We start from the raw sequence: 23,438 nt of genomic DNA on the forward strand, positions 1-23,438 counted from the left end.
GCCGCCGGGGTCTAAGCTGGCGCGCGGCGGAGCAGTGTAGAGCTTATTAGAGCATTTTAACTTTGAAAAAGTGTAAATGCTCTAACGCTGCACGAGAGTGCAGCGCGCCACAACGTGGCGTGGATTCAGCCGAAAATCGTATTTTTCGGCTGAATGAAAACTTTGAAATGTGAAACATTTCAAAGTTAATCTGCTCTAGTAGCCACGTTTTTTGAGTTGCTGTGCAGAACAGCCCTTTTTCTTGCGGCGGCGTGTAAAAGCACGCTGCCATATGAAAGAGGGCTGCTTTTTTGCCTAAAACCCGGACGCAATCTCCATCTGCTTGTTTTGCCAAGCACCATGAGTGATTTTCTAATTCCGGCATGACCTGTTGGGGGCTGGGTGGTGTGCTGGCAGCACCGGGACCAGCGTCATCACTTTTTTCTATTCACTGGTCATTGCTGGGCGCTATTTGCACAGGGGAAGTTGACATGCCCCTTGAAGTGGCGTTTCTTATTGCCATAGTAGACCAAGTCAACTAGTGAAAGTGTCTTGCGCACATTCTTGAGGCTGGTCGCTGTCTGGAAGCTTTCGGTTGGATTGACATCCGCGTGTGCGCTTCAAGCGCGCACGCTTTTGGACGCTTTTTTTAATAGAAGGGGGCAACGTGGCGGCAAGGAAAAAAATTGCGACAGACGCGAGCCTTCGCGGCATCTTTTTTGTTCTGGCTCATATCGCTGCCAGCGGCCTTTTGATTCTGTTGACGACAGGCATGTCCGTGGCGACCGAAGTCTGGCATGTGGGCACATGGAAGACCGCGCAGACCATACAGCCTTTTTTGTATGAAAAATATGCGGCGCCGACGAATCCTGGCCTCACGGTAAAAGTGCGCCCTTTCACCAATCCTGCCGATCAAAAATCCGCACTGCTTGCGGGCAGCCTGGACATGACAGGCACCACGCTGGCGCTGGCCATTCAGGCCGCTTCACGGGGCGAACCAGTAAAGCTTGTGGCAACGCTGGGCAACAAGTGCTCGGCGCTTGTAGTGGCCAAGGATGGGCCTGTAAAAAAAGCCAGCGACCTCAGAGGCAAGCGCATCGCCTACGTTCCCGGCACGATGCACGAAATTTTACTGCGCGAGGTGTTGCACCGTGAAGGCATTGACCCTGATCGCGACGTCACGCTCATGCGTATTGATTTTTTTGATATGGGCACTGCCCTTGCCAGGGGTAATGTGGATGCCTTTTTATCTGGCGAACCATTTCCCACTCAGGCCGTCATGCAGGGGTACGGGCGCATTCTGGCCTATCCCTACTATGGCGACAGCATAGGAACCATCAACAGCGGCATGCTCGTGCGCGAAGATTTCATAAAGGCGCACCCGGATAAGGCCTTGCGGATGGTAGCCGCACACAGGGCCGCCACACAAGCTTTGACTGCGGACAAAGAACTGTGGCTGGATACGGCGGCCAGCCTGTTCGGCGTCGATAGAGCCTTGCTTGAAGCTTCTGCCGGCAATATCGAACTGGTTTGGGACATGGACGATGCCTTCATGCGCCAGTTGGCCGCCTTGGGCGCGCGCATGAAAAGCCTCGGCATCATTGCCCAGGAACCGGACTACGCCAAACTTGTTGACCGCAGTTTTGTGGATGCCCTGCGGGCTGATTCCGCCAACCATGAGTGATGACAAGGGGGCACGAATCCTGCCCTGGTGCCTTCCGCTTCTGTTGCTGGCGATATGGTGGGGAGCCACGGCATTTCGATTGATGCCGGAATGGCTGCTGCCTTCGCCTGCGGAAGTGACGCGCACCACGCTCGCATATGTGGCGGGAAACACATCCGTCCCCTATGGCGGGCGCTTTTGGAGCGATGCCGCCGCAAGTTTGTGGCGGGTTGCCTGTGGATTCACACTGGCTGCCATGCCCGGTTTGGTTTTAGGGTTGTGGTCGGGCAGAAGTGCAACAGTATCGCGTCTGCTGTCTTTTTCCATCAACGGCATCAAGTCCGTGCCCGGCATAAGCTGGCTGCCATTGGCGCTCATCTGGCTGGGAGTGGGCTTTATGACCACCGTCAGCCTTATAGCCCTGGCGGGATTTTTCCCGATATATTTCAGTGCGGCAGCCGCGGCCGCGTCTGTGCCGCAAAATCTGGTCAATACGGGCCGGATGCTCGGCCTTTCACGCGTGAAGCTTTTTACCACGGTGATCCTGCCGTGGGCCATGCCGCAGGTATGCGCCGGTTTGCGCGTGGCGCTCGGCATGAGTTTCGCCTATCTGGTGCTGGGAGAACTTACCGGTGTGCCGGACGGCCTGGGAGCGCTCATTATGGATGCACGCATGAATGGCCGTGTGGACGTGCTTTTGAGCGGCATTGTGCTCATCGCCGTGCTGGGGGGGATTTGTGACGCCCTGCTTGTCCGGTTTTTATACAGGCTGCCGGGTGTTGTGCGATGAAGGATTATTTTCGTTGCAGAGGCCTGCGGAAAAGTTATGGCGCGCATACTGTTTTGCCCGGCATTGACATAAGGCTTGAGCAAGGCTCCATAACTGCGCTCATCGGGGCCAGCGGTTGCGGAAAAAGCACATTTTTACATGTGGTGGCAGGGTTTGTGCCAATGGACGCCGGGGCCATGCTGCTTGAGGGCGTCCCCTGTGGTGAACCCGGCCCAGACAGGGTTATGGTATTTCAGGACGATGCGCTTTTGCCGTGGCTGAACGTCAGGGAAAACGTGGAGTTGGGCCTGAAAACTGCCGGGATGGCTCCTGAATTGCGACAGGAGCGTGTGCGGGACATCCTGATGCAGGTAGGGCTGGAGCCATGGGCCAAAGCCCTGCCTTCGGAACTTTCAGGAGGGATGCGGCAGCGCGTCGCATTGGCGCGCACGCTGGTGCTTCGGCCAAAGCTCTTGCTTCTTGACGAACCGTTTGCTGCCCTGGACGCCATTTCACGCTCGCGAATGCAGCGCCTGCTGGCGGAGCTGCAAATCCGGACCGGCGTTACGGTACTGCTGGTCACGCATGATGTTTCAGAAGCCTGCCTGCTGGCGGACACCATACATCTTATGGGAACTGGACGCGGTATTGTGGACACGTGGACGGTTGAAGCGCCCCGCCCGCGAGATCCCGATGATCCGTCCTTTGCGCAATTGAAGGTGCAAATCCGTGCAAAGCTGGAAGCCCAGGCCGATCCCGTGTTGTGAATATGGCAATAAGGCTTGTCAGTTGCGTGAAGTGTTACAGTGGGCACTTGAGGGCAGCGTGGAGGGATACGCAGCGCCAAGCCTTACACTGGCCGCGATATTGGGGTTCGGTGATACGCTTTTCTGACTCGGAAATCGTAGTTGAACCGCCTCCAACGTGGGGCATATCTGCGCAATAACCTTCACCGTGCGACCCTGCATAAGCTGCGGCAGTTCCGTTACGTGCGGTTTCTAGAGCAGATTAACTTTGAAATGCTTCATATTTCAAAATTTTCATTCAGCCGAAAAATGCGATTTGCGGTAGCCGTTAGCGGGTCTTTGCCGCTTACGGATAGCGACAGCCATCAGTAGGCTGCCCGTTCAATTAACCAATTGCTGTCTTTGCGGCAGCCGTTGCCCGCAGGGCTTGCCTGAACCGTTGACGGAACCGTCTTACGGGGCAGGACAGCATCGCTACGGATGGCGACAGCGATTATATGGAGTGAACTGTGTAGTTACTCAGGCTGTCTTTATCCGTAGCTTCCTGAGTTGCAACGGCTGAAGCTCGGCTGAATCCACGCCACGTTGTGGCGCGCTGCACTCTCGTGCAGCGTTAGAGAATTTACACTTTTTCAAAGATAAAATGCTCTAAAGACTGACTGGCAACGCCGCTTGAGGCTGCCCATAGAGCCTTATCCCAAGCCGGATGAGGCGTGCTGATAATAACACAAAAGCGGGGCTAAATCCCCGCTTTTTTATGCGCTCGCGTGTGCCAGCTTGCGTGCAAATCAGTGCGGGAGCGGGACTTGATTGTATATTATAACATGCTTAAATTAAACATTATTCAAAATAATAAGGCTTCAGTTGCCCCCAAAGTTGCCCCCTTTTTTATTCGGTGTGGCACTGACGGAGACATCACAGAAATGGGGTTGATAGAAAACCCCTGATCAATTTCGGTCTTTTTGTTGTATCCTGTAAGTAGCTCCGCATTCAATGCATGCCACGGTTGGACCATAATTGCCATTTTTGCCGAGTCTGCTTATAGTGGGACTATGGCTTGGACAGGCCCAAGTCGACCATGCGGTATCGTTAATGATGATGCAAAATTATGCAATTTTGAATGTTAAGAATAACCCTTCTAGGGCCATTTTGGCGCACAGTTCGGCCAAGGGATGCTCCGATTGGAAGGATGCGGAGGGGTTGACAAGCGTGTTATTCTAACCATAGATATGAAATTAAATTTCTCATGCCGACACATGGCAACGGCTTTGAGAAGATAAATGAACGGTTACCGTGGATGCCGGACAGATTTTCTAAAAAACAAATTATCGACTTCCGTTCTCTGGCATGAAAGCGATGATCGGGGTTTCTGACAAAGAATTTTTTACGTCTTGGGGCTGGACAGAAGTTTTTCCAGCTACGGGCATTAACGCCATCTGACTCATATACTCATAACCCGAAGGTCGTAAGTTCAAGCCCTGCCCACATAATTATAATAAAATTAGTCTGTTAGGCTAAAGAATGAGTGCTTTTTTCTTTGTTTAGCTTTTAATTTGTGCCGCCTGTGTGCCACATAAAAATGTTTTACTTCGTGAAAGTCGTGAACCTGACATGAAGGGGCCAAGGCTTACAGATCGGGACGCTTGTTCCATTTATTGCCAGTCTTTTCTGCACTTTCAAATCTGCCATTCTAATGAAATGATTCGATGCTCAAGGAATCGGAGTTGTCTTCCGACACGCAAAATTAACACAATTTAATTTGCTGTAGCCGCAATTAAATGCTAACCGTGACCAAAGAAGCTTGACGTTTCTTGCGAGCCACCATCTTTAGGGGATAAATTCCTGCTAAGAAAAAGCATGCGTGCGCTTTTGCAGATTTACATTGACTTTGTCTGCGCTGAGTGATTAACGTCTAGCCTCTTCGCGATATTTGTCGCACATAGCTTTAGAAACAGTAGATGTCTGATGGCCTTGTGAGCCAAAAATGCTTAGGAAAGGTTAGATAATTTCAACCTGAGCATTCTATTGGTTTCTTAACTCTGCGCATTAAAGGCGAACCACATGAATACTCTCAATAAAAACATGGCTCGTGACTTCTGCCTCAAGTATTTTGGTATCTATATCAGCATGAAGCCCAAAAATGAGCCTAAACTCCCATGTTTTGGTTATCCAGTTTCGACGGTTGGCAATAGTGATCCTTTAAGTAAAAAAGAGGTTAATGCTATTAACCGAATAGTTCGCGAAAAGCGTTTTGGTATTGCTGGCAAGCTCATGAACTATATCTTTAATTAATAGATATTCTGCATACGGACATTGTCTAACTATTTTTAGCATGCCCACAAATTTGTGGGCATGCTTAATTTTATTTAACAAAATTCGGTGCGCCTTTATGAAAAATGTGTACTTTCAATTTGACTGGAATAATTTAATTCACAATTTTATTGCTGGTGCATTTCTTACATTGTTTGGCACGTCTCATGAGTGGGTCGTGTGTTTTTTGTTTTTTTTTGTATTTATAGTTTTAAAATGGCGGTATTCAACTGTAACTCCAACATCTAAGGAAATCTCAGAGGCAAGAGCTAACATTGTCAGGCAAATATGCCTAGAAGAGCATGTTGCCTTTTTAGAGAGTAGCCCCCTTTCTATCCAACAAATAGAATCTTCCGTTTCCGCGATTCGATCAATATGTGGTGTGAGAGAAAAATTTCATGTTGCCTATGAGACGCTCCTTTTGGTTGCAGACAGACTAAATATTCAGGTCCATGAATTTACGACAGACTTAACTCTCGGCATCGATGCTTTCTGCCTTAGAGACGGCTCTGACAGCGCGCAAAGATCTATATATATCCAAAAGAATTTGTCAGAAATTAAAAAAAGCTTTAGTTTGGCGCACGAAATAGGCCACCTTGTGCTCGGACATGAGTTAATTGCACTCAACGATGCCCTTGGTTCCTTTAAGAAATATAGGACTTTTTTGAGAAATGAATTTGAAGCCAACCATTTTGCCGGGGCTTTATTGATTGATAAGAAAACTCTTCACCACATTTTCAGTCAAGGCAACCAAAGCACACTCGAAGATGTCTGTGAAAAATTTGGCGCAGAATACGAGACGATAGTGCATAGATTAAGTCTACTTCTGACAAACAAGAATCTTCACTTTATCAAAATTGATACATCAGGAAGGGTTATTAGAAGATTTTCGAGAGCAAGAAGCGGAATATATTGGTCATCCCAATTCGCTCCTTGCGACAGGACATCAACGCTGAAACTTCTTAAAAAAATAAAGAACAACCCAGCAGAGTACCTTGGACTCAAGATCACACAGATTTCTAAAGTAGCCAAGGATGATGGGACAGCCTCTGATTATTCTTATTTTTGCATATCTAAAGTAATAATTAAGCATGGAAAATTTTTTATTATTACAATTGGAAGTACACTAGATGATGCCGGGATTTTCGCTGAGTACAATACTCAACCCGAGATTGAGACAGAACTCGTAAGTCCGTATCAATGTGATGTCTGCAGATTGAATGAAAATAGTGTTTGTCTAAACACCTCTCACACTGCTAGGTAGGTGCTATGCATCTAATTGCGGCGTTTCTATGGTTTTTGTGGCGGTTTGACGCAAAAAATCCCGGCCCATGTTAACTGAGTCGGGATTTTCGTTTCAAACCGTCTGATGGCTATTGTGGGTTATTTTTGACTCGCTCAAGCTCATTCTGGCATTGCTCCACATAGTTGCCCAGATTCTTAGCAGCGAAGGCAATCATGTTCAGCCCGGCATAAAGGGAGTGTTCGGCGGTAGTCTCGCCAGAGTGCAGCCCGTGGTCGAGGAAGGCTTCCCTCAGGCCCGATGCTATGGTAATCATCCCTTTTTTAGTAGCTCTTCAAAGTAGAGTCTATGCTACCAGTTTAAGTTTCATGGCTGGGGTGATGCCGCCAATACCCATGTTTGGTCGCTCATTGTTATATGTCCACAGCCAGGCCGTGGCAAATCCTTGTATTTCTTCCAGAGATTCAAAGATATACTGATTCAGCCAATCGTAACGAACTGTCCGGTTGTAGCGCTCGATGTAGGCATTCTGCTGCGGTTTTCCCGGTTGGATATGCCGTATTGCAATGTTCCGCTTCTCTGCCCACGATAAGAGCCGGGCGCTTATGTATTCCGGGCCGTTATCGCAGCGAATTTCTTGCGGGCAGCCACGCCACTCGATGATTTGCTCCAGTGTTCGCACCACGCGTTCGGCTGGAAGCGAGAAGTCTATCTCAATCCCAAGCCCTTCACGGTTAAAGTCGTCAATAACGTTCAAAAGCCTGATCGTTCGCCCGTCCCGGAGCTGGTCATGCATAAAATCCATTGACCATATCTGATTAGCAGATTCAGGCACGCTCAATTCCTCAGGTTTATCACGCTTGAGACGTTTTCGAGGCTTGATGCGCAAGTTCAGCTCCAGCTCTCGGTAAATTCGATACACGCGCTTATGGTTCCAGGCACACCCTTTTACGTTGCGCAAATAGAGAAAACAGAGACCAAATCCCCAGTTGCGCTGGGCTTGCGCCGGTCCAAGAAGAAGCTCAGCAATCAGGATGTTCTCGTCAGAAAGCTTATGTTCATAGCGATAGCAGCATTCACTGACCTGAAATGTCAGGCAAGCCTTGCGAATATTGAGCTTACGCCCGGAAACGGCTTTTTTGGCCATCTCAACGCGTTGAGATGGCCTCACCAATTTTTTTCAAGGGCTTCCTGCAAGACATCGTGGCGGAGCTGGACATCGGCATACATCCGCTTCAGACGGGCATTTTCCTTTTCCAGCTCTTTCATTCGAGCCATCATGGATGCATCCATTCCGCCGAACTTGGCCCGCCATTTGTAAAAGGACGCGCTACTCATGCCGTGCTCACGACAAAGTTCTGGAACGGGCACCCCATTTTCGGCCTGCTTTAAAATCGCCAAAATTTGACTGCCCGTGAATCGTGATTTTTTCATCGTAAAATCTCCAGGTTGCTTATTCTCGGAAATTCTACTTTGAGATGCTACTTTTTTCTGGGGGGATTACCGGGGCAACTGTTAATCCTAATCTGCCCCTAAGTTGCCCTCAATGGCATGAGATGTTAACGGAGCTTTTGAGACTATCCAAGACTTGAAAGTTCTGAAATAGTTAAGCCCCACAAGACATTTCAGACTTTGTGGGGCTTTTTGAGATTGTAACTTGGTACCCGGAGCGGGACTTGAACCCGCACACCCGTTAGGGCCAGGGATTTTAAGTCCCTTGTGTCTACCATTCCACCATCCGGGCAGATGTGATTTTGCAAGCGGCTGCCTGGGCAGCTATTTGTTTTCGCGGGGCTGGGCGCTGGCCGGGGCTTCCGTCAGATGGCGGCTCCGCCTGTTTTCCAGGTTTTAAGCCCCTGTGGCGGATCAAAGGGAACGGAGCGTTCCTCTTCCTGCCACTGTCCCGTTCGCAGCCAGTATATATGCAGGGAATTGAAGTCCTTGTCCAGGCACAACAAGCGTCCCCGCACCCCTTCCGGCAGAAGGGTCGCTGTTTCGAAGGCGATTTTGCGGTATACATAAAGCTTGTGCGCCTCAAAAACACACTGAAACATGAGCGCGTCACCCCGCGGCGTGAAGTCCAGGTGGCTGGCGCCCGCCCGCAGCAGTAAGCTCGTCATTTCGGCAGTAAGAACTTCTTCCACTTCCAGCAGGACCTCATAGGTGAGGTCATCGTCATAGCTGAAGTGGCCAAAAAGTTCGCTGCGGTTTTTGTCCATTTCTTGCCTATACGGCAAAGCGCTTCCTTAGGCAATGCGCGGGGGTAATGCCGCGTTCGGCAAGGAAAATGCCGGCCTCATCGCACGGTATTCCGCTGGGTTCTGTTCTGGTCTTGCGCAAAAAAAATGGATAGACTGCCTCGGCATGGCCTTTGCGGCATGCGGTAAACACCTGTTGCCCGCGCTCGCCCGTACCGATTTGCCGGGGGATTCCCATGCCTGCCCGTGCTCGCCCATACCTGTCTGCGGGGTTTTGCCGGCGGGATTATAGCCTGCCGTATGCCAGTCTGGAGGATATATGCGCCTGATGGATCAAATAACCCTGTATTTCTGCCGCCTCGGTGTGGCCGGGCTGGACCCCAAGGCCCCCGGAACCTGGGGCACGGCCATGGCCTGTCTGTTGGCCCCGTACATTTTTTTACCGCTGAATTTTTGGTTGCGGCTGGCCGTGCTGGTCGTGCTGTTCTTTCTTGGGGCCGTGGCGGCAACCAGAGCCGAAACGCTGCTTGGGCGCAAAGACCCCGGCGAGGTGGTCATTGACGAACTGGTTGGCGTATGGCTGGTGCTGCTGCCCTTTCCCAATCCCAGCTTTTTCATGGTGCTGGCGGCCTTTGTGCTCTTTCGCATCTTTGACATCGCCAAACCCTGGCCGGTCAAGGCTTCGGAGGACTGGCTGCCCGCAGGCTACGGCGTCATGATAGACGACGTTGTCGCCGGATTGTGGGCCTTGTTGTGTCTGGGCGTGCTGGCCTGGATGGGACTTTCGTAAAGCGGAGGCAGCCGACTGGCTGCGAAAGAGAAGAGGGGGCGCGGCCACGGGCGGTTCAGCCACGTCAGGTGGCGGTAGAAAAGCCGCCGCGCCCGCTGCTACTTCATGCGGTAGGTGATGCGTCCGCGTGTGAGGTCGTAGGGCGAAAGCTCGACCTTTACACGGTCGCCGGGAAGAATGCGGATGTAGAATTTGCGCATTTTGCCGGAAATATGGGCCAGTACTTCGTGGCCGTTTTCCAGCTCCACGCGGAACATGGCGTTGGGCAGGGCTTCCTGCACCACGCCGTCAACTTCAATGGAACCTTCTTTAGCCATGTGATCTCCGTAAAAAATGTTTGGGATAAACGGCGGTCAGCTTCACAAAAAAGCGGGCAAGTGTCAACCTGCGCGGTTGCTCACAAACCCGCCGTGCGCGTCTTTACCCGTTGATGCCCATGCAGCCGCGTATATGCATCGGCCACATGGGCATCTGTAATTTCTTCAGTTCTGTGCAAGTATTATCAATATTTTCATTATGTTGCGAAAAAACTGGGGGCTACTTTTTGGGCCTGTTTTTTCCGCCTTTGGGCGGCTTGCCGTTGCCGGAGCCTCGCCCGGAACCTTGTTCGGACGGACGGTCCAGCACCACATGCATGCCGGCTTGCGATATGGGGGCCTGGCGGCAAAGCAGCCACAAGCCTACGGCTATGAGCGGGAGGCAGAGCAACTGCCCCATGGTCAGCCAGCCAAAAGCCAGATAGCCCAGCTGGGCGTCAGGCACGCGCACAAATTCGACAGTAAAGCGGAACACACCGTAGCCAACGGCGAACAGGCCCGAAACTGCCCCGCGCTTGCGGGGTTTCAGCGAGTAAATCCAGACCACGGTGAAGAGCACCAGGCCTTCCAGAAGGGCTTCGTACAACTGGCTGGGATGCCTGGGGTAAGGGCCGCCACCGGGAAAAACGACGCCCCACGGGCTGTCCGTAACCTTGCCCCATAGTTCGCCGTTGATATAGTTGCCCAGGCGGCCAAAGAACAGGCCCGGAGGCACCAGCGGGGCCACCAGGTCCGAGATGTCCAGAAACGAGCGGTGGCGGGAATGCGCAAAGTACCAGAAAGCGCCAAGAACGCCGAGCAGACCGCCGTGAAAGGACATGCCCCCGTTCCAGATGCGCAGGATCTCCATAGGGTCCGACAGGTAGACGGGCAGGTCGTAGAACAGCACGTAGCCCAGGCGGCCGCCCAGAATGATGCCGATCATGACGCAGGTCAGCAGGTCGTCCACATCTGTTGCGCGCCAGCCCGAATTGGGACGGGAAGCGCGCCAGCGCCCAAGCCACCAGCCCAGGCCGAAGCCCGCGAGATACATGAGGCCGTACCAGCGCAACTGAAGATTGCCGAAACTGAGGGCAACGGGGTCGATATGAGGCAGGGTCATTAGTCCATGTCCAGTGCGTTGAATTCGCCGCTTTTGCCGCCGCGCTTGTGTAGCAGGCGCACCCGGCTGATGACGATATCGCGCTGCACGGCCTTGCACATGTCATAAATGACGGCGGCTGCGGTTTGCGCGGCCACAATGGCCTCCATTTCCACACCGGTGTTGCCCACGGTGCGGGTTTCAGCCTCAATGCGGATGCGCGGCGGCATCTGGCTCACCTCGAAGCGTATGTCGGCATAGCTGAGGTTGAGCGGATGACACAGGGGGATAAGCTCCCCGACCCGTTTGGAGGCCATGATGCCGCCGATTTTGGCGCAGGTCAGCACATCGCCCTTGGGCAAGGCCACCTTGAGCAGCAGTTCGAGGGTGGCCGGGCTCAGCTCCACAACAGCCTCGGCAATGGCGACGCGCTCGGTGGCGGCCTTGTGCCCCACATCCACCATGGTCACGTTGCCCTGTCCGTCCAGATGCGAAAAGTTAGTATCCATAGCAATCCTCGGCAATTCTGGCGTTACTCCGGCATGGGCCGTCCGGCAGCGCGCGCCGGGGCGTTATGGCGCGGCATCAGGCCGCCCGCCGGATAAAATGTTAGCGCAGCCCCATGAGCCAGTCGCGGAACGGGGGCGGAGAAGGCAACCTTGGCTTTTGCCAGTACGAGTCCTTGCCGCTGTCAGAAAAGCGCAGGCGCTCGCGCACAAGCCGCACACCGCCGGGATTCTGACCCTCATTCACAAGGGCCGCGGATTCGCCAGGGGCGGCAAGTTCCAGCTCCACCATATATTTAAAAGGAACGTCGGCATTGGGACGATAGGCAATGATGGCGCGCACGAAGGCGAGATCGCTGCCAAAGCGCAGATCGTTAAACAGCGCGTAGGTGGGGCGCGGTTTGGCGGCCGGGCTGTCACTGCCTGCCGTGTTTGCGGAACCCGCTGTCACCGGTGCACCCCCTGCGCCCGTTTGGGCGGGCGGGGTGGCTTGGCCAGACGAGGCGGACAGGGCGTCTCCTGCCGTCGTCGCAAGAGCTTCCGCGGGTTTAAAGTCATCTGCCAGCGGGCTTATGACCGGCAGCAGGGTAAAGTCGAAAAAGGCGTCAGCCGCGACGGACTGCCGGGCCAGTTCCGCCAGAAGCTCCGGCGGCGCGGCCCTGTGGGGCGTCGGGGCGGTGCGGGGCTGGCCCAGGGCGTTGAGCCCCTGACTGTGAACTATTTTGCCGTCGGGCCCGTCCGTTTCGTACAAGGCGCGCCAGAAGAGGGGGCCAAAGGCGTCGGGCAGCAGCACAACCTGTCGCACCGTCTGCTGGGTAGTCCGGGCTTCGGCGGCCAGACGGTCTTGGGTCTGGGCCGTGTGCCAGGCATTGAGGCCTATGCACAGCGCCGGATACGCAAAAATCCAGGCCAGGGCCAGGCGCATGAGGCCACGTTTGGCCCGCCAGCGCAACACAGCCCAGAGCAGGGGCAGGGTCAGCAAAAGGTCAATGATATAGACGGCGTTAAGCCGCACCCTTTCGTGGGAAAAGGGCAGATATATCATGGTGCCGTAGGTGGTGATGACGTCCAGCCAGATGTGCAGCAGCACCATGCCGATCATGAACAGCCAGACCTTGGGGAAGCTCCAGTGCCCTGGCGTGACGGATTTCCACAGGGGGCGAGCCAGCAGCGTCAGCAACAGGCCCAGCAGCGGGGCCGCTGCCAGGGAGTGCGTGATGCCCCGGTGCAAGAGCAGAAATTCAAGGGGGGTATGGCAAAGGGCCACGTCAATATCGGGGGCAGCTGCGGCAATGGCGGCCAGAGGCACGGCCCACCGTGTGGCGGGTCGACCCGGCATGGACAGCATGGCTACAGCGCCGCTGGCGGCATGTGTTATGGGATCCATAGGTGGGCTGCTACTGCTTGAAGGGACTGCGTTGTTTGGGCACGGCTCTGTAGGCCGGATCTTCAGGGCTGGTGTCCTTGTCCAGGCCGTGAATCGCGTTAAACTGCCGTAACCGCCACTGTTGTGTGTTGGCCATGATATCGGGCCTGTTTTGCAGGTAAAGCAACTGTTGCGTCCTGTTGGCGCCCGTGATGGGGTAGCGCATCTGGTCTTCGGCGCGTGCGCCCATGGGGGGCGCGTCATTCTCAACTGATGTGCCCGCGCCGATGTCCTTGGGGCCGCACGCCGCCAGCAGGCCTGCAAAGGCAAGACTGCACAGCAATAAGCAAGGCTTCACACGGGGGGCGGACGCGTTGTTCATAGCTCCAGTATAATCCCGTGCCGGGCATACGGCAAGGGGAGGTTTTTTCCTGGCCGGGCTGCATGCTTGTGCTTGCCATGCGGCGGATGTGGGACTATGCTACCGCTTTGATTGCGCAACAGCGCGGCCAGCCGCGCACTACGAACTGGAGCAGCCATGCGTACCGCCCATTGCGGCATTACCCCTGAAGGATGGCCCTGCATCGGGCTTACGGGCTTTTCGGCTCTTGTGTTCGCCGCCTTGGGCTGGTGGCCTCTGGCCCTGGTTTTTCTGGCCCTGTGCTGGTTCAGCATGCATTTTTTCCGCGATCCCGAGCGCGTGACCCCGCAGGGGCCTGGCCTGGCCATAAGCCCCGCTGACGGCAAGATTATTCGTATCGAGGAAAAACCCGATCCTTTCAGCGGTGAAAAGCGCCTGTGCATCAGCATCTTTATGAATGTGTTCAGCGTGCATGTGAACCGCGCCCCGGTGGCCTGCACGGTGGAAGACATACGCTATTTCCCCGGCGCGTTCGTCAACGCCGCCTTTGACAAGGCCGCCACGGACAACGAACGTTGTGCCTACTGCCTGCGCGACGACAGCGGAAAGCACTGGACCATGGTCCAGATTGCGGGGCTTGTGGCCCGCCGCATCGTTTGCCGCACGGATATCGGCGATGTTCTTGAACGCGGGCAGCGCTATGGCATGATACGTTTTGGTTCACGAGTTGACCTTTACCTGCCTGAAGGATATGTTGCTGCTGCGCAGTTGGGGCAGCAGGTCTTTGCCGGGCAGTGCGTTGTTGCCCGCGCGGGTCAGGAATAGGTTTTTACGCTCCGCTGCAGGAAAGATTCAGTGCTTGTAATGGTGAAGAATGACCACAGAAAGTAAAAAGCCACGCAAGGGAGTATACCTCCTGCCGAACATGATCACGACGTTGAGCATGTTTCTTGGCTTTTTGTCTATGGTATGGGCAGGGCAGGGGCGTTTTGAATCCGCCTGCATGGCCATCCTGCTTTCTGCGGTTATGGACGGTCTGGACGGAAAGGTGGCCCGTCTCACCAACACGGCCAGCGAGTTTGGCGTCCAGTACGACTCCCTCGCCGATCTTGTGGCCTTTGGGCTTGCCCCGGCCATGCTGCTCTGGCAGTGGGAACTGCACGACTTCAACCGCATGGGCATTGCGGCGGCCTTTATCTACGCCGCCTGCGGGGCCTTGCGGTTGGCGCGCTTCAATGTCAGCACCGCCGCGACCGGCAAGCGCTTCTTTATTGGTCTTCCCATTCCGGCGGGCGGCTGCACCATTGTGACTTTTGTGTTTTTTGCCAGCCTGTTTCCTGAAGCGTTTCAGCCTGTCAAACCCTACCTGGCCCTCTTGCTGGCCGTGGGCGTGGGCGTGTTGATGGTGAGCCGGGTGCGTTATTTCTCCTTCAAGGAGTATGACTTCCTTCGCGCGCACCCCATACGCACCATGCTGGTGTTCTTGCTTATTTTGTCCTCCGTCGTGTCCTTTCCGCGCGTCATGGGCTTCGTGCTCTGTGCCGTGTATATCGCCGGTGGCCTCATTTACACCTTTGTCATCCTTCCCCGCCGCGACCGTCAGCTACTACGCGCCCTATCGCCTCAGAGCGATTAAGGTTGCGTAACGGTTCGCCGCCCATTGGGCGGAATGACGCTCCCCTGACCGCCGCCCTGAACGGTGGCCGTTATGCAAGAATATATCACTTGCCATATCCAGAGGAGATTGTCATGAACAACCGCGTCTATTTTTTCGATACCACCTTGCGTGACGGGGAACAGTCGCCCGGCGCAACCATGAACTTGCAGGAAAAACTGCGTCTGGCCCACCAGCTTGAGGTGCTTGGCGTGGACATTATGGAAGCTGGCTTTCCTGCCTCCAGCCCCGGCGATTTTGAATCCGTGCAGCGCATCGCGGCCCAGGCCGGCGACATCCAGGTGGCCGGGCTTGCCCGTTGCGTGGCTGGCGATATCGACCGCTGCTGGGACGCCATCAAGGTTGCCAAAAATCCGCGCATCCACATCTTTCTGTCCACTTCCCCCTTGCATATGCAGCACAAGCTGCGCAAAGAGCCCGCCGAGGTGCTGAAAATGGCCGTGGACGGCGTCAAGCGTTGCGCGCAACACACCAGCAATGTGGAATTTTCCTGCGAGGATTTTTCGCGCTCCGAGCCGGAATTTCTCTGCCGCGTCGTGGAGGCCGTCATCAATGCCGGAGCCACCACGGTCAACTTGCCCGACACCGTAGGCTACGCGCAGCCGGCCGAATACGCGGCCCTTATTGACCATGTGATCCGCAATACGCCCAACAGCGACAAGGCCGTCTTCAGCGTGCACTGCCACAATGACCTGGGCCTTGCCGTGGCCAACACCCTGGCCGCCTTCAAGGTTGGCGTGCGCCAGGCCGAGGTGACCCTCAACGGCATAGGCGAGCGCGCCGGCAACGCCTCCCTTGAAGAGGTGGTCATGAACCTGCGCGTGCGCCATGATTACCTCGGCCTGGACCACAATATCGTCACCGAGCAGCTTTATCCTTCGTGCCGCCTGCTTTCGATGACCATCGGCCAGCCCATCCCCAACAACAAGGCCATCGTCGGGGCCAACGCTTTTGCGCACGAATCGGGCATCCATCAGGACGGCATGCTCAAGAACCGCGAAACCTATGAAATCATGACGCCGCAGTCCGTGGGCCGTACCGAGAGCAATCTTGTCATCGGCAAGCATTCGGGCCGCAATGCCGTGCGCAACAAGTTTGAGAATATGGGCTATACGCTCGACGACGAGCAGCTCAATCTCGTGTTTGAAGCCGTGAAGCAGTTGGCCGATCGCAAGAAAACCCTGCATGACGACGACCTCATGGCCCTTGTGCAGGAAGAAGTGTTCCGCATGCCCGACCGCTTCCGTTTGCGCCATGTGAGCGTGCAGAGTTCCGACGCGGGCGGCGTGCCGCCCACGGCTGCCGTTATCATGGATGTTGACGGCATCGAGAGCAGCAGCGCGGGCTTTGGCGTGGGGCCGGTGGATGCGCTTTTCAACGTCATTGCCGATATGGTGGGCCGCGAACCGCAGCTTGAGCAGTACGCCATCAACGCCGTAACCGGTGGTACGGACGCCCTGGGCGAAGTGACCGTGCGCCTGCGCGAAGGCGACTTCAGCGCTGTGGGACGCGGCACGCATCCTGACATTTTTGTGGCCAGCGCCAGAGCCTATGTCAATGCGTTGAACCATCTTTTCAAAAAGGAAGAGGAAGGGCCGAGGCTGCATTGCCAGCATGGCTAGAGCTGTTTACGAATGAAATGAGTTAACTGTTCTGCAAGGATTTTCAGGAAAATCCTTGCCACGAAATGCGAGTAGGCAGGCTTGTGCCTGCCGTACGCGAGCATTTCAAGTGTTAAATGCTCTGGCAGTGGCGATGCCCTGGCTTTTTCCGGCTTGGCCGGCTCTTTGCTTGACCGTTGTCGCAATGACGCGATCGTGAAGGCCGCCGCCGGCAGAGGACGCAACCCGCACTACCGGAGGGCGGAAAGGGCAGATACTACCGCCTTTTTCATGCCGCCTTCATAAACATGCATCGGTGGAACCGCTTCAGGATAGAAAGGAGTTCAACATGGCTCAAACGCTTGCGCAGAAAATTTTGCAAGCTCATACGGACGAGGCTGTGGAGCAGGACGGGCAGATTGTTCAATGCCGCGTATCCATGGTGCTTGCCAATGACATTACCGGCCCGCTCGCCATCAAGTCTTTTCGCGGCATGGGGGCGAAAAAGGTTTTTGACCGCAGCAAGATTGCTCTTGTCATGGACCACTTTACCCCGCAAAAGGATATAGATTCCGCCAATCAGGTGCTGATCAGCCGCAAGTTTGCCGAGGAACAGGGCATTGTTCACTACTATGAGGGCGGCGACTGCGGCGTGGAACACACCCTTTTGCCCGAGCAGGGGCTCGTGGGCCCCGGCGATCTGGTCATCGGGGCTGACAGCCATACCTGCACCTACGGCGGCATTGGCGCCTTTGCCACCGGCATGGGTTCCACCGACATTGCGGCGGCCATGGCTCTTGGCGAAACATGGCTCAAGGTTCCGCCCACCATCCGCGTGAACATCAGGGGCCAGATGCCCAAGTGGCTGCGCGGCAAGGACCTTATGCTCATGCTCATCGGCGCCATCGGCGTTGACGGCGCGCTGTACAAGGCCCTGGAATTCGGCGGCCCCGTGGTGGACGATCTTTCCGTTGAAGGACGCCTGAGCATGGCCAACATGGCCATCGAGGCGGGCGGCAAGGTGGGGCTTTTTGCCGTGGACGCCAAAACCCGCGCCTACTGCGCCGAGCACAAGCGTCCGGGCGTGATGGACAACATGGCCGCTGACCACGGTGCGCACTATGATCGCGTGGTGGATCTGGACGTCACGGGCAAGGAGCCGGTGGTGGCCTGCCCGCACCTGCCCTCCAACGTGAAGCCCGTCTCTGAAGTGCGCAATACTGCCGTGCAGCAGGTAATCATCGGTTCCTGCACCAATGGCCGCATCAGTGACATGCGTGACGCCGCAGAAATTTTGCGTGGCCGCAAGGTGGACAAGAGCGTGCGCTGCATAGTGCTGCCCTCCACGCCAACGGTGTGGAAACAGTGCCTCAAGGAAGGCCTCATCGAAACGTTTATGGAAGCTGGCTGCATTGTGGGTCCCTGCACCTGCGGCCCCTGCCTGGGCGGTCACATGGGCATCCTTGGCGAGGGCGAACGCGCGGTGGCCACTACCAACCGCAACTTCAAGGGACGCATGGGCAGCCTGAATTCCGAAGTCTATCTGGCAAGTCCCCTGGTGGCCGCAGCCACGGCCGTGACCGGCTTTGTGGCCGGGCCTGATCAGTTGTAGGCAGGGGCTCTGGCCGCACGCCTTGCGGGGCGGCTCCGTCAGGCTGAAGCCGACGCCGGGCCTGACTGCCGCCAAGGCAGACCCGCGAGAAACAGAAAAACTCTTCTACGTCACGCTTTGGACAGGAAGGATCAGAAATATGAACTACAAAGGCAAGGCCCACAAAGTGGGCGAGCATATTGATACGGATGCCATCATCCCCGCGCGCTTTCTTGTGACCTCGGATTCCAGAAAACTTGGCGAAAACTGCATGTCCGGCCTTGAGCCTGACTGGGCCAAGCGCGTAAGCCCCGGCGACATCATGGTGGCCGGACGCAACTTCGGCTGCGGTTCCTCGCGCGAGCACGCGCCCATCGCCATTCTCGGCGCGGGCATGCCGGTGGTCATCGGGCACAGCTTTGCCCGTATCTTCTACCGCAACTCCTTCAATATGGGCCTGCTGCTCATGGAAGTGGGCGATGAGGTGGACAAGATCAACGATGGCGATGAGCTGGAAATCGACGCTGCAACAGGGGTTATCCGCGATCTCACCAATGGCGCGGAAATCACGTGTCCGCCGCTGCCTGCCTCCATGTCCAGGATTCTGGACAAGGGCGGGCTTGTGAACTACGTGAAGGAAAGGATTGCCTAGACAGTGCCGTGACGAGCGCCTTTCCAGTTATTTCTGCGTCGAACTTCGCCTTTTATTCCGGTCGAGTACCATCAGAGTACACTCAGAGTACACTCCCTGCATAAAAGGCCCGTTCTCCTTGACATGACAGGAAATTCATCTCGTGACGACACTGTCCAGATCAGCTCCGCATTTGTCCGTGCCTTGTACAGCTCTGGCGGCTGGCAGAAGGCCGATGCGCTGTAAGATGACAGCAGCCGGGAGCCCTGACAGAAGAAGGTTCAGGCAGGGCTCCCGCCCCGAAAAAAGCCGCCGCAGAAAGGGCTGGAGTGATTCGGCCTGCAAAATTGCCACGAGGATAGCATGAAAAAGACCATCTGCCTGTTGCCGGGTGACGGCATCGGCCCGGAGATTATCGCTCAGGGCGTCAAGGTCCTGGAAGCTACTGCTGAAAAATTCGGCCATGAGTTTGTCTTTGAAACCGCCCTCATTGGCGGCGCGGCCATTGACGGTGCGGGCGATCCCCTGCCCGAAGCCACGGTGCAGAAGTGCCGTGGTGCTGACGCCGTGTATCTTGGCGCGGTGGGTGGCCCCAAGTGGGACAATCTGACGCCGGAACTGCGGCCTGAAAAAGGCCTCCTGCGCATTCGCAAGGAACTGGGGCTGTTCGCCAACCTGCGGCCGGCCATGCTGCTGCCGGAACTGGCCGGGGCCTGCCTGCTGCGGCCCGACATAGCCGCCAGGGGGCTTGACCTCATGGTGGTGCGCGAGCTCACGGGCGACGTCTACTTTGGCGAACCGCGCGGCATCGAGAACCGTGACGGCCTGCGCACCGGCTATAACACCATGGTCTACAATGAAGAAGAAATCCGCCGCATCGCCTGGGTGGCTTTTGAAACGGCCCGCAAACGCCGTAACAAGGTGTGCTCGGTGGAAAAGAGCAATGTGCTGGAGTGCTCCCGTTTGTGGAAGGAAGTGGTCATCGAAATGCACCGCGAATACGCTGATGTGGAGTTGAGCCACATGTATGTGGACAATGCCGCCATGCAGCTGGTGCGCGACCCCTCGCAGTTTGACGTGATCCTCACCGGCAATATTTTTGGCGACATCCTTTCGGACGAAGCGTCGGTCATTACCGGTTCTCTGGGCATGCTGCCCTCGGCCTCCACCGGAGCCGAAGGGCCGGGCCTGTTTGAACCCATCCACGGCTCCGCGCCCGACATCGCGGGACAGGACGTGGCCAATCCGCTGGCCACCATCCTTTCCGCCGCCATGATGCTGCGTCTGGGCCTTGATATGCCCGAAGAAGCCGACCACATTGAAAAGGCCGTGCGCAAGGCGCTGGCCGACGGTTTCCGCACTGCCGATATTATGGAGCCGGGCAAGGAACTGCTGGGCTGCGAGAGCATGGGCGACAAGGTGGTGGAACGGCTGTAACCGTTCGCCCGGCCTGTGGCGGTTTGCGGAGCCAGGAGCGCTTTGTGACTGCGCGGTGCGGTTCATTGGGCGGTTTATTGGGGTGATTCATTTGGGCGGGGAGCACGATTTCATTTTGGGATGCTTTGTGGGGGAGGGACCCTTTTGCAAAAGGGTCTCCTCCCCCACGCCCCCACCCCCTAGAGCAGATTAACTTTGAAAATATACATTTTCAAAGTTTGAGGCACGCTCACTTCGGCGTTTAACAGCGCAAATAAATTGCGCTTACGCCTCCGTGGCGGGCGTCTGCTTCCGCATCCGCCAGAGCAATTTCATTATGAAATTGCTCTAAAATTCTTATTGTATTTTGGTGCAGCACAGTGGATGCTGCGAGCCCTTGAAAAAGTATTTTCAGGATACTGCGCTCCGCAGCAGGATGCTTCAGACAGAAAGACCCGCACAATGCGGGTCTTTCTGTCTGCTGATGCCGTTGGCAACCGCAAGGGGGCGATCCGAATGCGTAACGACACGGCTTGTCCCTTACAATCGCTGTCGCCATCCGTAGCGATGCCGTCCTGCCCCGTAAGACGGTTCCGTCAACGGTTCAGGCAAGCCCTGCGGGCGCGTAAGCCGTTGCAGCGTCAGCGGCTTACGGATAACGACAGCGAATCTTTAGGTAAGATTTTTGCCTAACTCATTGCCGTCTTTATCCGTAAGCGGTAAAGCCCCGCTAACGGCTGCCGCAAATCGCATTTTCGGCTGAACGAAGACTTTGAAATGTGAAGCATTTCAAAGTTAATCTGCTCTAAGTCGGGGGGCGTTTACGGGCCAATGGCATCTTCATGGGTGGCGCCTGCGTTCAGAAAAGCAGGCGGCGGTATTATCCCTCTTTTCCTTCGGCCTGTCGTGATTCGCGGGCGCTCTGCTGTTCACTGGCAGTGAGTTCCGCATAAAAGACGCACTGGTTGCGTCCGCGCCGTTTGGCTTCATATGTGGCCATGTCGGCGTGCTTGTACAGGTCGGTGAATGTGTGCCCGTCAGTGGGGTCGCAGGCTATGCCCACGCTGGCGGTCAGGGCTATGTCCTCATCGTCATGGTTGCCGCATTGCAGGTGCAGCTGATTGACAAGCTCTATGGCGCGATCCCGTATCTTGTTCTGCGGCATGGGCTCGGTGCAGAACACAAGGAACTCGTCGCCGCCGACGCGGCCGACAATGTCGGTGCTGCGAAAGTTGCGCCGTATGATCTGGGCCATCTGGTAGATGGCCTTGTCGCCCACCGCATGGCCGAACTTGTCGTTAATGCTTTTGAAATTGTCAAAATCTATCATGAACATTGCGTAAACATCTGGCCCGAGATTGTTGTGCAGGCTCAAAAAGCGCGAAATGGCCTGTTCCGTGGCGCGCTTGTTGTGCATGCCGGTGGCGCTGTCGCGTGTGGCCTGCGTGCGTAGTCGCAGTTCAAGCTGTTTTTGCTTGTCGATGTCGGTGATGATCCCAATAATATAAATGGGTTTGCCCTGGGCGCTGATGAGGTTTGAAGCTTCGACGCGGTACCAGTGGTACAAGCCGCTGGCGTCGCGCAGGCGCAGCTCCACAAGAACCTTGCTTTTACGCAGATTGCTGTGAACGTTTCTCTGAAAGTCCTTGAGAAGTTCCCTGTCGTCCTCATGAACGGGGATAAAACCCGGATCCGTTTCTGGCCCAAGGATATTGAAAACCTTTCCGAAGGTCTGAATCCACCGGGCTGAGCAGGAAAAATGTCCACTGATAAGATTCTGTTCAAAAATGATGATGTCGTGCTGCTCCAGAATAAACTGGTAGCGCTCGTCAGAAATGCGCTTGGCCTGGATGGTTTCCTTGTTATGCGTAATGTCGAAAACAATGCTCTGTATGTAGGTCTGACCCGGCCCGGCCTGCACAAGCGAACCTTTATGGTAGAGCCAGACAAGGTTGCCGTTTTTTGCGGTGGTGCGGTACTCCACATCGATGGGGATGCCGGAATCCAGCTGTTGCTGCATGGTGCGCAGCGCATTTTCGCGGTCCGCTTCATAGATGGACTGTGCAAAATTCTTTCCGAAGCGTTGCGTGAATTCTTCCGGCCGGTAGCCAAGCATTTTGAGAAAATTGGGACTGATAAACTGAAAATCGCCATGCAGGCCGGAGAACTTGATGACCCCTCCGGAAATGCTTGAGATGATGGAGCGGTAATCTTCCTGCTGGCGGCGAATGGTGCGGTTATCCCTTTGCAGGATGGTTATGATGAAAATCAGCACCAGAAGAGCCAGGACGGACATGCGCCAGGCCAGGGTAGTGGTAATGTCGTTTTGCCTGTCCACAAGCCGGCTCACAACCGCTTCCGGCAACAGTGAAACCACCTGCAGGCCGTATTTTTCAAGGGAAATGTGCGTCAGGTAGTAGGCGTGCTGCTCGTCTTTGATGAACCGGTTGGGCCGGTTGGTTGTGTCTGCAAAAACTGCCAGCAGATGCTCCTGCAGTGAGGGCGGCAGGCCCTTTTCTACCAGTTGCGGAAACGTTTTTTCAATGTCGTAGCCAGGGGCAACAGCCCAGAACAGCAACCGCCCCCTTTCATCAAAAACCATGTTGCAGGTCTTGTCGCCAAAGGCTCTTGTGACAAGACTTTTTTTCATGATACTGTCTTCAAATTCACCCAGAAGAATAGCTGTAACCTTGCCGTCCCGGATCAAAGGAACAGATATGGCCAGCTTGCCGCCATTGCCGTCTGAAATGGCGCCAAAGCCCACCGTGCCACTGAGCGCGCGGAGAAACAGGTCTTTTTTGTTGGTGCGCGCAAGGTCAAAGGCGGAGCCGCTTTCGGAGCAGAAGCCCGTGCCGTCCAGCGCCACCAGGGCAAATCGCTTGAGGCCGGCGGCGCGCAAAAGGGCCCCATAGTACTGCACGCATTTGCTGGGCTGCGTGCAGTTTTCCTGCGCCATGAAATTGGCGATGCTTTGCAGTTCGCTGAGTTGAATATCAATATTCTGTCCGAATTCGTCAGCGACACGTTGGCTCACTTCGACCAGACGGCTGGTTATGTCCAGCGTCAGGTGCCCGGTCGTTTCTCTGGTGTATTCGCGCACGATCATGAGCAATGCCGTAAAAAACATTGCTATGCAGAGAACGGTTGTGAATGTGTTGCCCGGTTTGGCCATGAATATTCCTATATGATACTAAT

General features: G+C 55.4%; 21 protein-coding genes and 1 tRNA gene. 12 read left to right on the top strand and 10 right to left on the bottom strand.

Annotation, left to right across the window (positions count from 1 at the left end; translation table 11 throughout):
- Positions 1-46: 46 nt before the first annotated feature.
- The gene (locus ACZ5DH_RS00630; protein ID WP_464255247.1) at positions 47-364 is read right to left on the bottom strand and encodes a hypothetical protein; all 318 of its coding nucleotides are present in this window, start codon (positions 362-364) and stop codon (positions 47-49) included.
- Positions 365-751: 387 nt separating this feature from the next.
- Here ACZ5DH_RS00630 and ACZ5DH_RS00635 point away from each other — a divergent pair, with 387 nt between their 5' ends.
- The 5 genes from ACZ5DH_RS00635 to ACZ5DH_RS00655 all read left to right on the top strand — a co-directional run bounded on the left by ACZ5DH_RS00635 (position 752) and on the right by ACZ5DH_RS00655 (position 6,731).
- On the top strand, positions 752-1,663 hold the full coding sequence (locus ACZ5DH_RS00635) for an ABC transporter substrate-binding protein (protein WP_464255248.1): 912 nt from the start codon (positions 752-754) through the stop codon (positions 1,661-1,663).
- Entirely contained in the window at positions 1,656-2,432 is a 777-nt protein-coding gene (locus tag ACZ5DH_RS00640) for an ABC transporter permease (RefSeq protein ID WP_464255249.1), read from the top strand. Before ACZ5DH_RS00635 ends, ACZ5DH_RS00640 begins: the two co-directional genes overlap by 8 nt.
- Entirely contained in the window at positions 2,429-3,178 is a 750-nt protein-coding gene (locus ACZ5DH_RS00645; RefSeq protein ID WP_464255250.1) for an ABC transporter ATP-binding protein, read from the top strand. Before ACZ5DH_RS00640 ends, ACZ5DH_RS00645 begins: the two co-directional genes overlap by 4 nt.
- 2,040 nt (positions 3,179-5,218) lie before the next feature.
- Entirely contained in the window at positions 5,219-5,449 is a 231-nt protein-coding gene (locus ACZ5DH_RS00650) for a hypothetical protein (protein ID WP_464255251.1), read from the top strand.
- Between the two features lie 97 nt (positions 5,450-5,546).
- Positions 5,547-6,731 (top strand): ImmA/IrrE family metallo-endopeptidase, encoded by a 1,185-nt coding sequence (locus ACZ5DH_RS00655; RefSeq protein WP_464255252.1) that lies wholly within the window; start codon positions 5,547-5,549, stop codon positions 6,729-6,731.
- 325 nt (positions 6,732-7,056) lie between these two features.
- On the opposite strand, the gene ACZ5DH_RS00660 is transcribed toward ACZ5DH_RS00655, so the two are convergent.
- The 3 genes from ACZ5DH_RS00660 to ACZ5DH_RS00670 form a co-directional block, all read right to left on the bottom strand.
- A protein-coding gene (locus tag ACZ5DH_RS00660; protein WP_464255253.1) for an IS3 family transposase occupies positions 7,057-8,144 on the bottom strand; the annotation gives its coding sequence in 2 pieces (ribosomal slippage) (positions 7,057-7,892 and positions 7,892-8,144; 1,089 coding nt in all).
- Positions 8,145-8,368: 224 nt separating this feature from the next.
- Positions 8,369-8,454 (bottom strand) — tRNA-Leu (locus ACZ5DH_RS00665).
- A gap of 73 nt (positions 8,455-8,527) precedes the next feature.
- Positions 8,528-8,929 carry a hypothetical protein gene (locus ACZ5DH_RS00670; protein ID WP_464255254.1) on the bottom strand — a complete coding sequence of 134 codons (402 nt, stop codon included), beginning with the start codon at positions 8,927-8,929 and terminating at the stop codon, positions 8,528-8,530.
- Between the two features lie 298 nt (positions 8,930-9,227).
- On the opposite strand from ACZ5DH_RS00670, the gene ACZ5DH_RS00675 reads away from it, so the two are divergent.
- Positions 9,228-9,698 carry a phosphatidylglycerophosphatase A family protein gene (locus ACZ5DH_RS00675; protein ID WP_464255255.1) on the top strand — a complete coding sequence of 157 codons (471 nt, stop codon included), beginning with the start codon at positions 9,228-9,230 and terminating at the stop codon, positions 9,696-9,698.
- 98 nt (positions 9,699-9,796) lie between these two features.
- On the opposite strand, the gene infA is transcribed toward ACZ5DH_RS00675, so the two are convergent.
- The 5 genes from infA to ACZ5DH_RS00700 all read right to left on the bottom strand — a co-directional run bounded on the left by infA (position 9,797) and on the right by ACZ5DH_RS00700 (position 13,350).
- A complete protein-coding gene (gene infA, locus ACZ5DH_RS00680; RefSeq protein WP_006008898.1) occupies positions 9,797-10,015 on the bottom strand; it encodes a translation initiation factor IF-1 in 219 nt (72 codons plus the stop codon).
- Positions 10,016-10,235: 220 nt separating this feature from the next.
- Complete coding sequence (lgt, locus tag ACZ5DH_RS00685; protein WP_464255256.1) at positions 10,236-11,117, bottom strand: prolipoprotein diacylglyceryl transferase; 882 nt, start codon at positions 11,115-11,117, stop codon at positions 10,236-10,238.
- Positions 11,117-11,605 (bottom strand): cyclic pyranopterin monophosphate synthase MoaC, encoded by a 489-nt coding sequence (gene moaC / locus ACZ5DH_RS00690; protein WP_464255257.1) that lies wholly within the window; start codon positions 11,603-11,605, stop codon positions 11,117-11,119. Before moaC ends, lgt begins: the two co-directional genes overlap by 1 nt.
- A 100-nt stretch (positions 11,606-11,705) precedes the next feature.
- Positions 11,706-12,989, bottom strand: coding sequence for a metal-dependent hydrolase (locus ACZ5DH_RS00695; protein WP_464255258.1), 1,284 nt, complete (start codon positions 12,987-12,989; stop codon positions 11,706-11,708).
- A 10-nt stretch (positions 12,990-12,999) separates the two neighbouring features.
- Positions 13,000-13,350: a chemotaxis protein gene (locus tag ACZ5DH_RS00700; protein WP_464255259.1), complete on the bottom strand. Its 351-nt coding sequence runs from the start codon at positions 13,348-13,350 to the stop codon at positions 13,000-13,002.
- A gap of 156 nt (positions 13,351-13,506) precedes the next feature.
- Between ACZ5DH_RS00700 and ACZ5DH_RS00705 the strand changes: the two genes are divergently transcribed.
- The 6 genes from ACZ5DH_RS00705 to leuB all read left to right on the top strand — a co-directional run bounded on the left by ACZ5DH_RS00705 (position 13,507) and on the right by leuB (position 20,264).
- Positions 13,507-14,154: a phosphatidylserine decarboxylase family protein gene (locus ACZ5DH_RS00705; protein ID WP_464255260.1), complete on the top strand. Its 648-nt coding sequence runs from the start codon at positions 13,507-13,509 to the stop codon at positions 14,152-14,154.
- A 49-nt stretch (positions 14,155-14,203) separates the two neighbouring features.
- A complete protein-coding gene (gene pssA, locus ACZ5DH_RS00710) occupies positions 14,204-14,965 on the top strand; it encodes a CDP-diacylglycerol--serine O-phosphatidyltransferase (RefSeq protein WP_464255261.1) in 762 nt (253 codons plus the stop codon).
- Positions 14,966-15,078: 113 nt separating this feature from the next.
- Positions 15,079-16,626, top strand: coding sequence for a 2-isopropylmalate synthase (locus tag ACZ5DH_RS00715; protein ID WP_464255262.1), 1,548 nt, complete (start codon positions 15,079-15,081; stop codon positions 16,624-16,626).
- Between the two features lie 328 nt (positions 16,627-16,954).
- Positions 16,955-18,217 (top strand): 3-isopropylmalate dehydratase large subunit, encoded by a 1,263-nt coding sequence (locus ACZ5DH_RS00720; protein ID WP_464255263.1) that lies wholly within the window; start codon positions 16,955-16,957, stop codon positions 18,215-18,217.
- Between the two features lie 139 nt (positions 18,218-18,356).
- Positions 18,357-18,848 carry a 3-isopropylmalate dehydratase small subunit gene (locus ACZ5DH_RS00725; protein WP_464255264.1) on the top strand — a complete coding sequence of 164 codons (492 nt, stop codon included), beginning with the start codon at positions 18,357-18,359 and terminating at the stop codon, positions 18,846-18,848.
- A 342-nt stretch (positions 18,849-19,190) separates the two neighbouring features.
- Positions 19,191-20,264: a 3-isopropylmalate dehydrogenase gene (gene leuB, locus ACZ5DH_RS00730; RefSeq protein ID WP_464255265.1), complete on the top strand. Its 1,074-nt coding sequence runs from the start codon at positions 19,191-19,193 to the stop codon at positions 20,262-20,264.
- A gap of 859 nt (positions 20,265-21,123) precedes the next feature.
- Here leuB and ACZ5DH_RS00735 read toward each other — a convergent pair.
- A complete protein-coding gene (locus tag ACZ5DH_RS00735) occupies positions 21,124-23,415 on the bottom strand; it encodes a sensor domain-containing diguanylate cyclase (protein WP_464255266.1) in 2,292 nt (763 codons plus the stop codon).
- Positions 23,416-23,438: the final 23 nt, after the last annotated feature.

This window comes from Desulfovibrio simplex, assembly GCF_055387835.1.

Coding starts and splice junctions, on each gene's coding strand:
- ACZ5DH_RS00645 (WP_464255250.1), top strand. CDS start 2,429: ATGAAGGATTATTTTCGTTGCAGAGGCCTGCGGAAAAGTTATGGCGCG.
- ACZ5DH_RS00705 (WP_464255260.1), top strand. CDS start 13,507: ATGCGTACCGCCCATTGCGGCATTACCCCTGAAGGATGGCCCTGCATC.
- pssA (WP_464255261.1), top strand. CDS start 14,204: ATGACCACAGAAAGTAAAAAGCCACGCAAGGGAGTATACCTCCTGCCG.
- leuB (WP_464255265.1), top strand. CDS start 19,191: ATGAAAAAGACCATCTGCCTGTTGCCGGGTGACGGCATCGGCCCGGAG.
- ACZ5DH_RS00675 (WP_464255255.1), top strand. CDS start 9,228: ATGCGCCTGATGGATCAAATAACCCTGTATTTCTGCCGCCTCGGTGTG.
- moaC (WP_464255257.1), bottom strand. CDS start 11,605: ATGGATACTAACTTTTCGCATCTGGACGGACAGGGCAACGTGACCATG.
- ACZ5DH_RS00670 (WP_464255254.1), bottom strand. CDS start 8,929: ATGGACAAAAACCGCAGCGAACTTTTTGGCCACTTCAGCTATGACGAT.
- infA (WP_006008898.1), bottom strand. CDS start 10,015: ATGGCTAAAGAAGGTTCCATTGAAGTTGACGGCGTGGTGCAGGAAGCC.
- ACZ5DH_RS00650 (WP_464255251.1), top strand. CDS start 5,219: ATGAATACTCTCAATAAAAACATGGCTCGTGACTTCTGCCTCAAGTAT.
- lgt (WP_464255256.1), bottom strand. CDS start 11,117: ATGACCCTGCCTCATATCGACCCCGTTGCCCTCAGTTTCGGCAATCTT.
- ACZ5DH_RS00630 (WP_464255247.1), bottom strand. CDS start 364: ATGCCGGAATTAGAAAATCACTCATGGTGCTTGGCAAAACAAGCAGAT.
- ACZ5DH_RS00725 (WP_464255264.1), top strand. CDS start 18,357: ATGAACTACAAAGGCAAGGCCCACAAAGTGGGCGAGCATATTGATACG.
- ACZ5DH_RS00635 (WP_464255248.1), top strand. CDS start 752: ATGTCCGTGGCGACCGAAGTCTGGCATGTGGGCACATGGAAGACCGCG.
- ACZ5DH_RS00640 (WP_464255249.1), top strand. CDS start 1,656: ATGAGTGATGACAAGGGGGCACGAATCCTGCCCTGGTGCCTTCCGCTT.
- ACZ5DH_RS00735 (WP_464255266.1), bottom strand. CDS start 23,415: ATGGCCAAACCGGGCAACACATTCACAACCGTTCTCTGCATAGCAATG.
- ACZ5DH_RS00655 (WP_464255252.1), top strand. CDS start 5,547: ATGAAAAATGTGTACTTTCAATTTGACTGGAATAATTTAATTCACAAT.
- ACZ5DH_RS00700 (WP_464255259.1), bottom strand. CDS start 13,350: ATGAACAACGCGTCCGCCCCCCGTGTGAAGCCTTGCTTATTGCTGTGC.
- ACZ5DH_RS00715 (WP_464255262.1), top strand. CDS start 15,079: ATGAACAACCGCGTCTATTTTTTCGATACCACCTTGCGTGACGGGGAA.
- ACZ5DH_RS00695 (WP_464255258.1), bottom strand. CDS start 12,989: ATGGATCCCATAACACATGCCGCCAGCGGCGCTGTAGCCATGCTGTCC.
- ACZ5DH_RS00720 (WP_464255263.1), top strand. CDS start 16,955: ATGGCTCAAACGCTTGCGCAGAAAATTTTGCAAGCTCATACGGACGAG.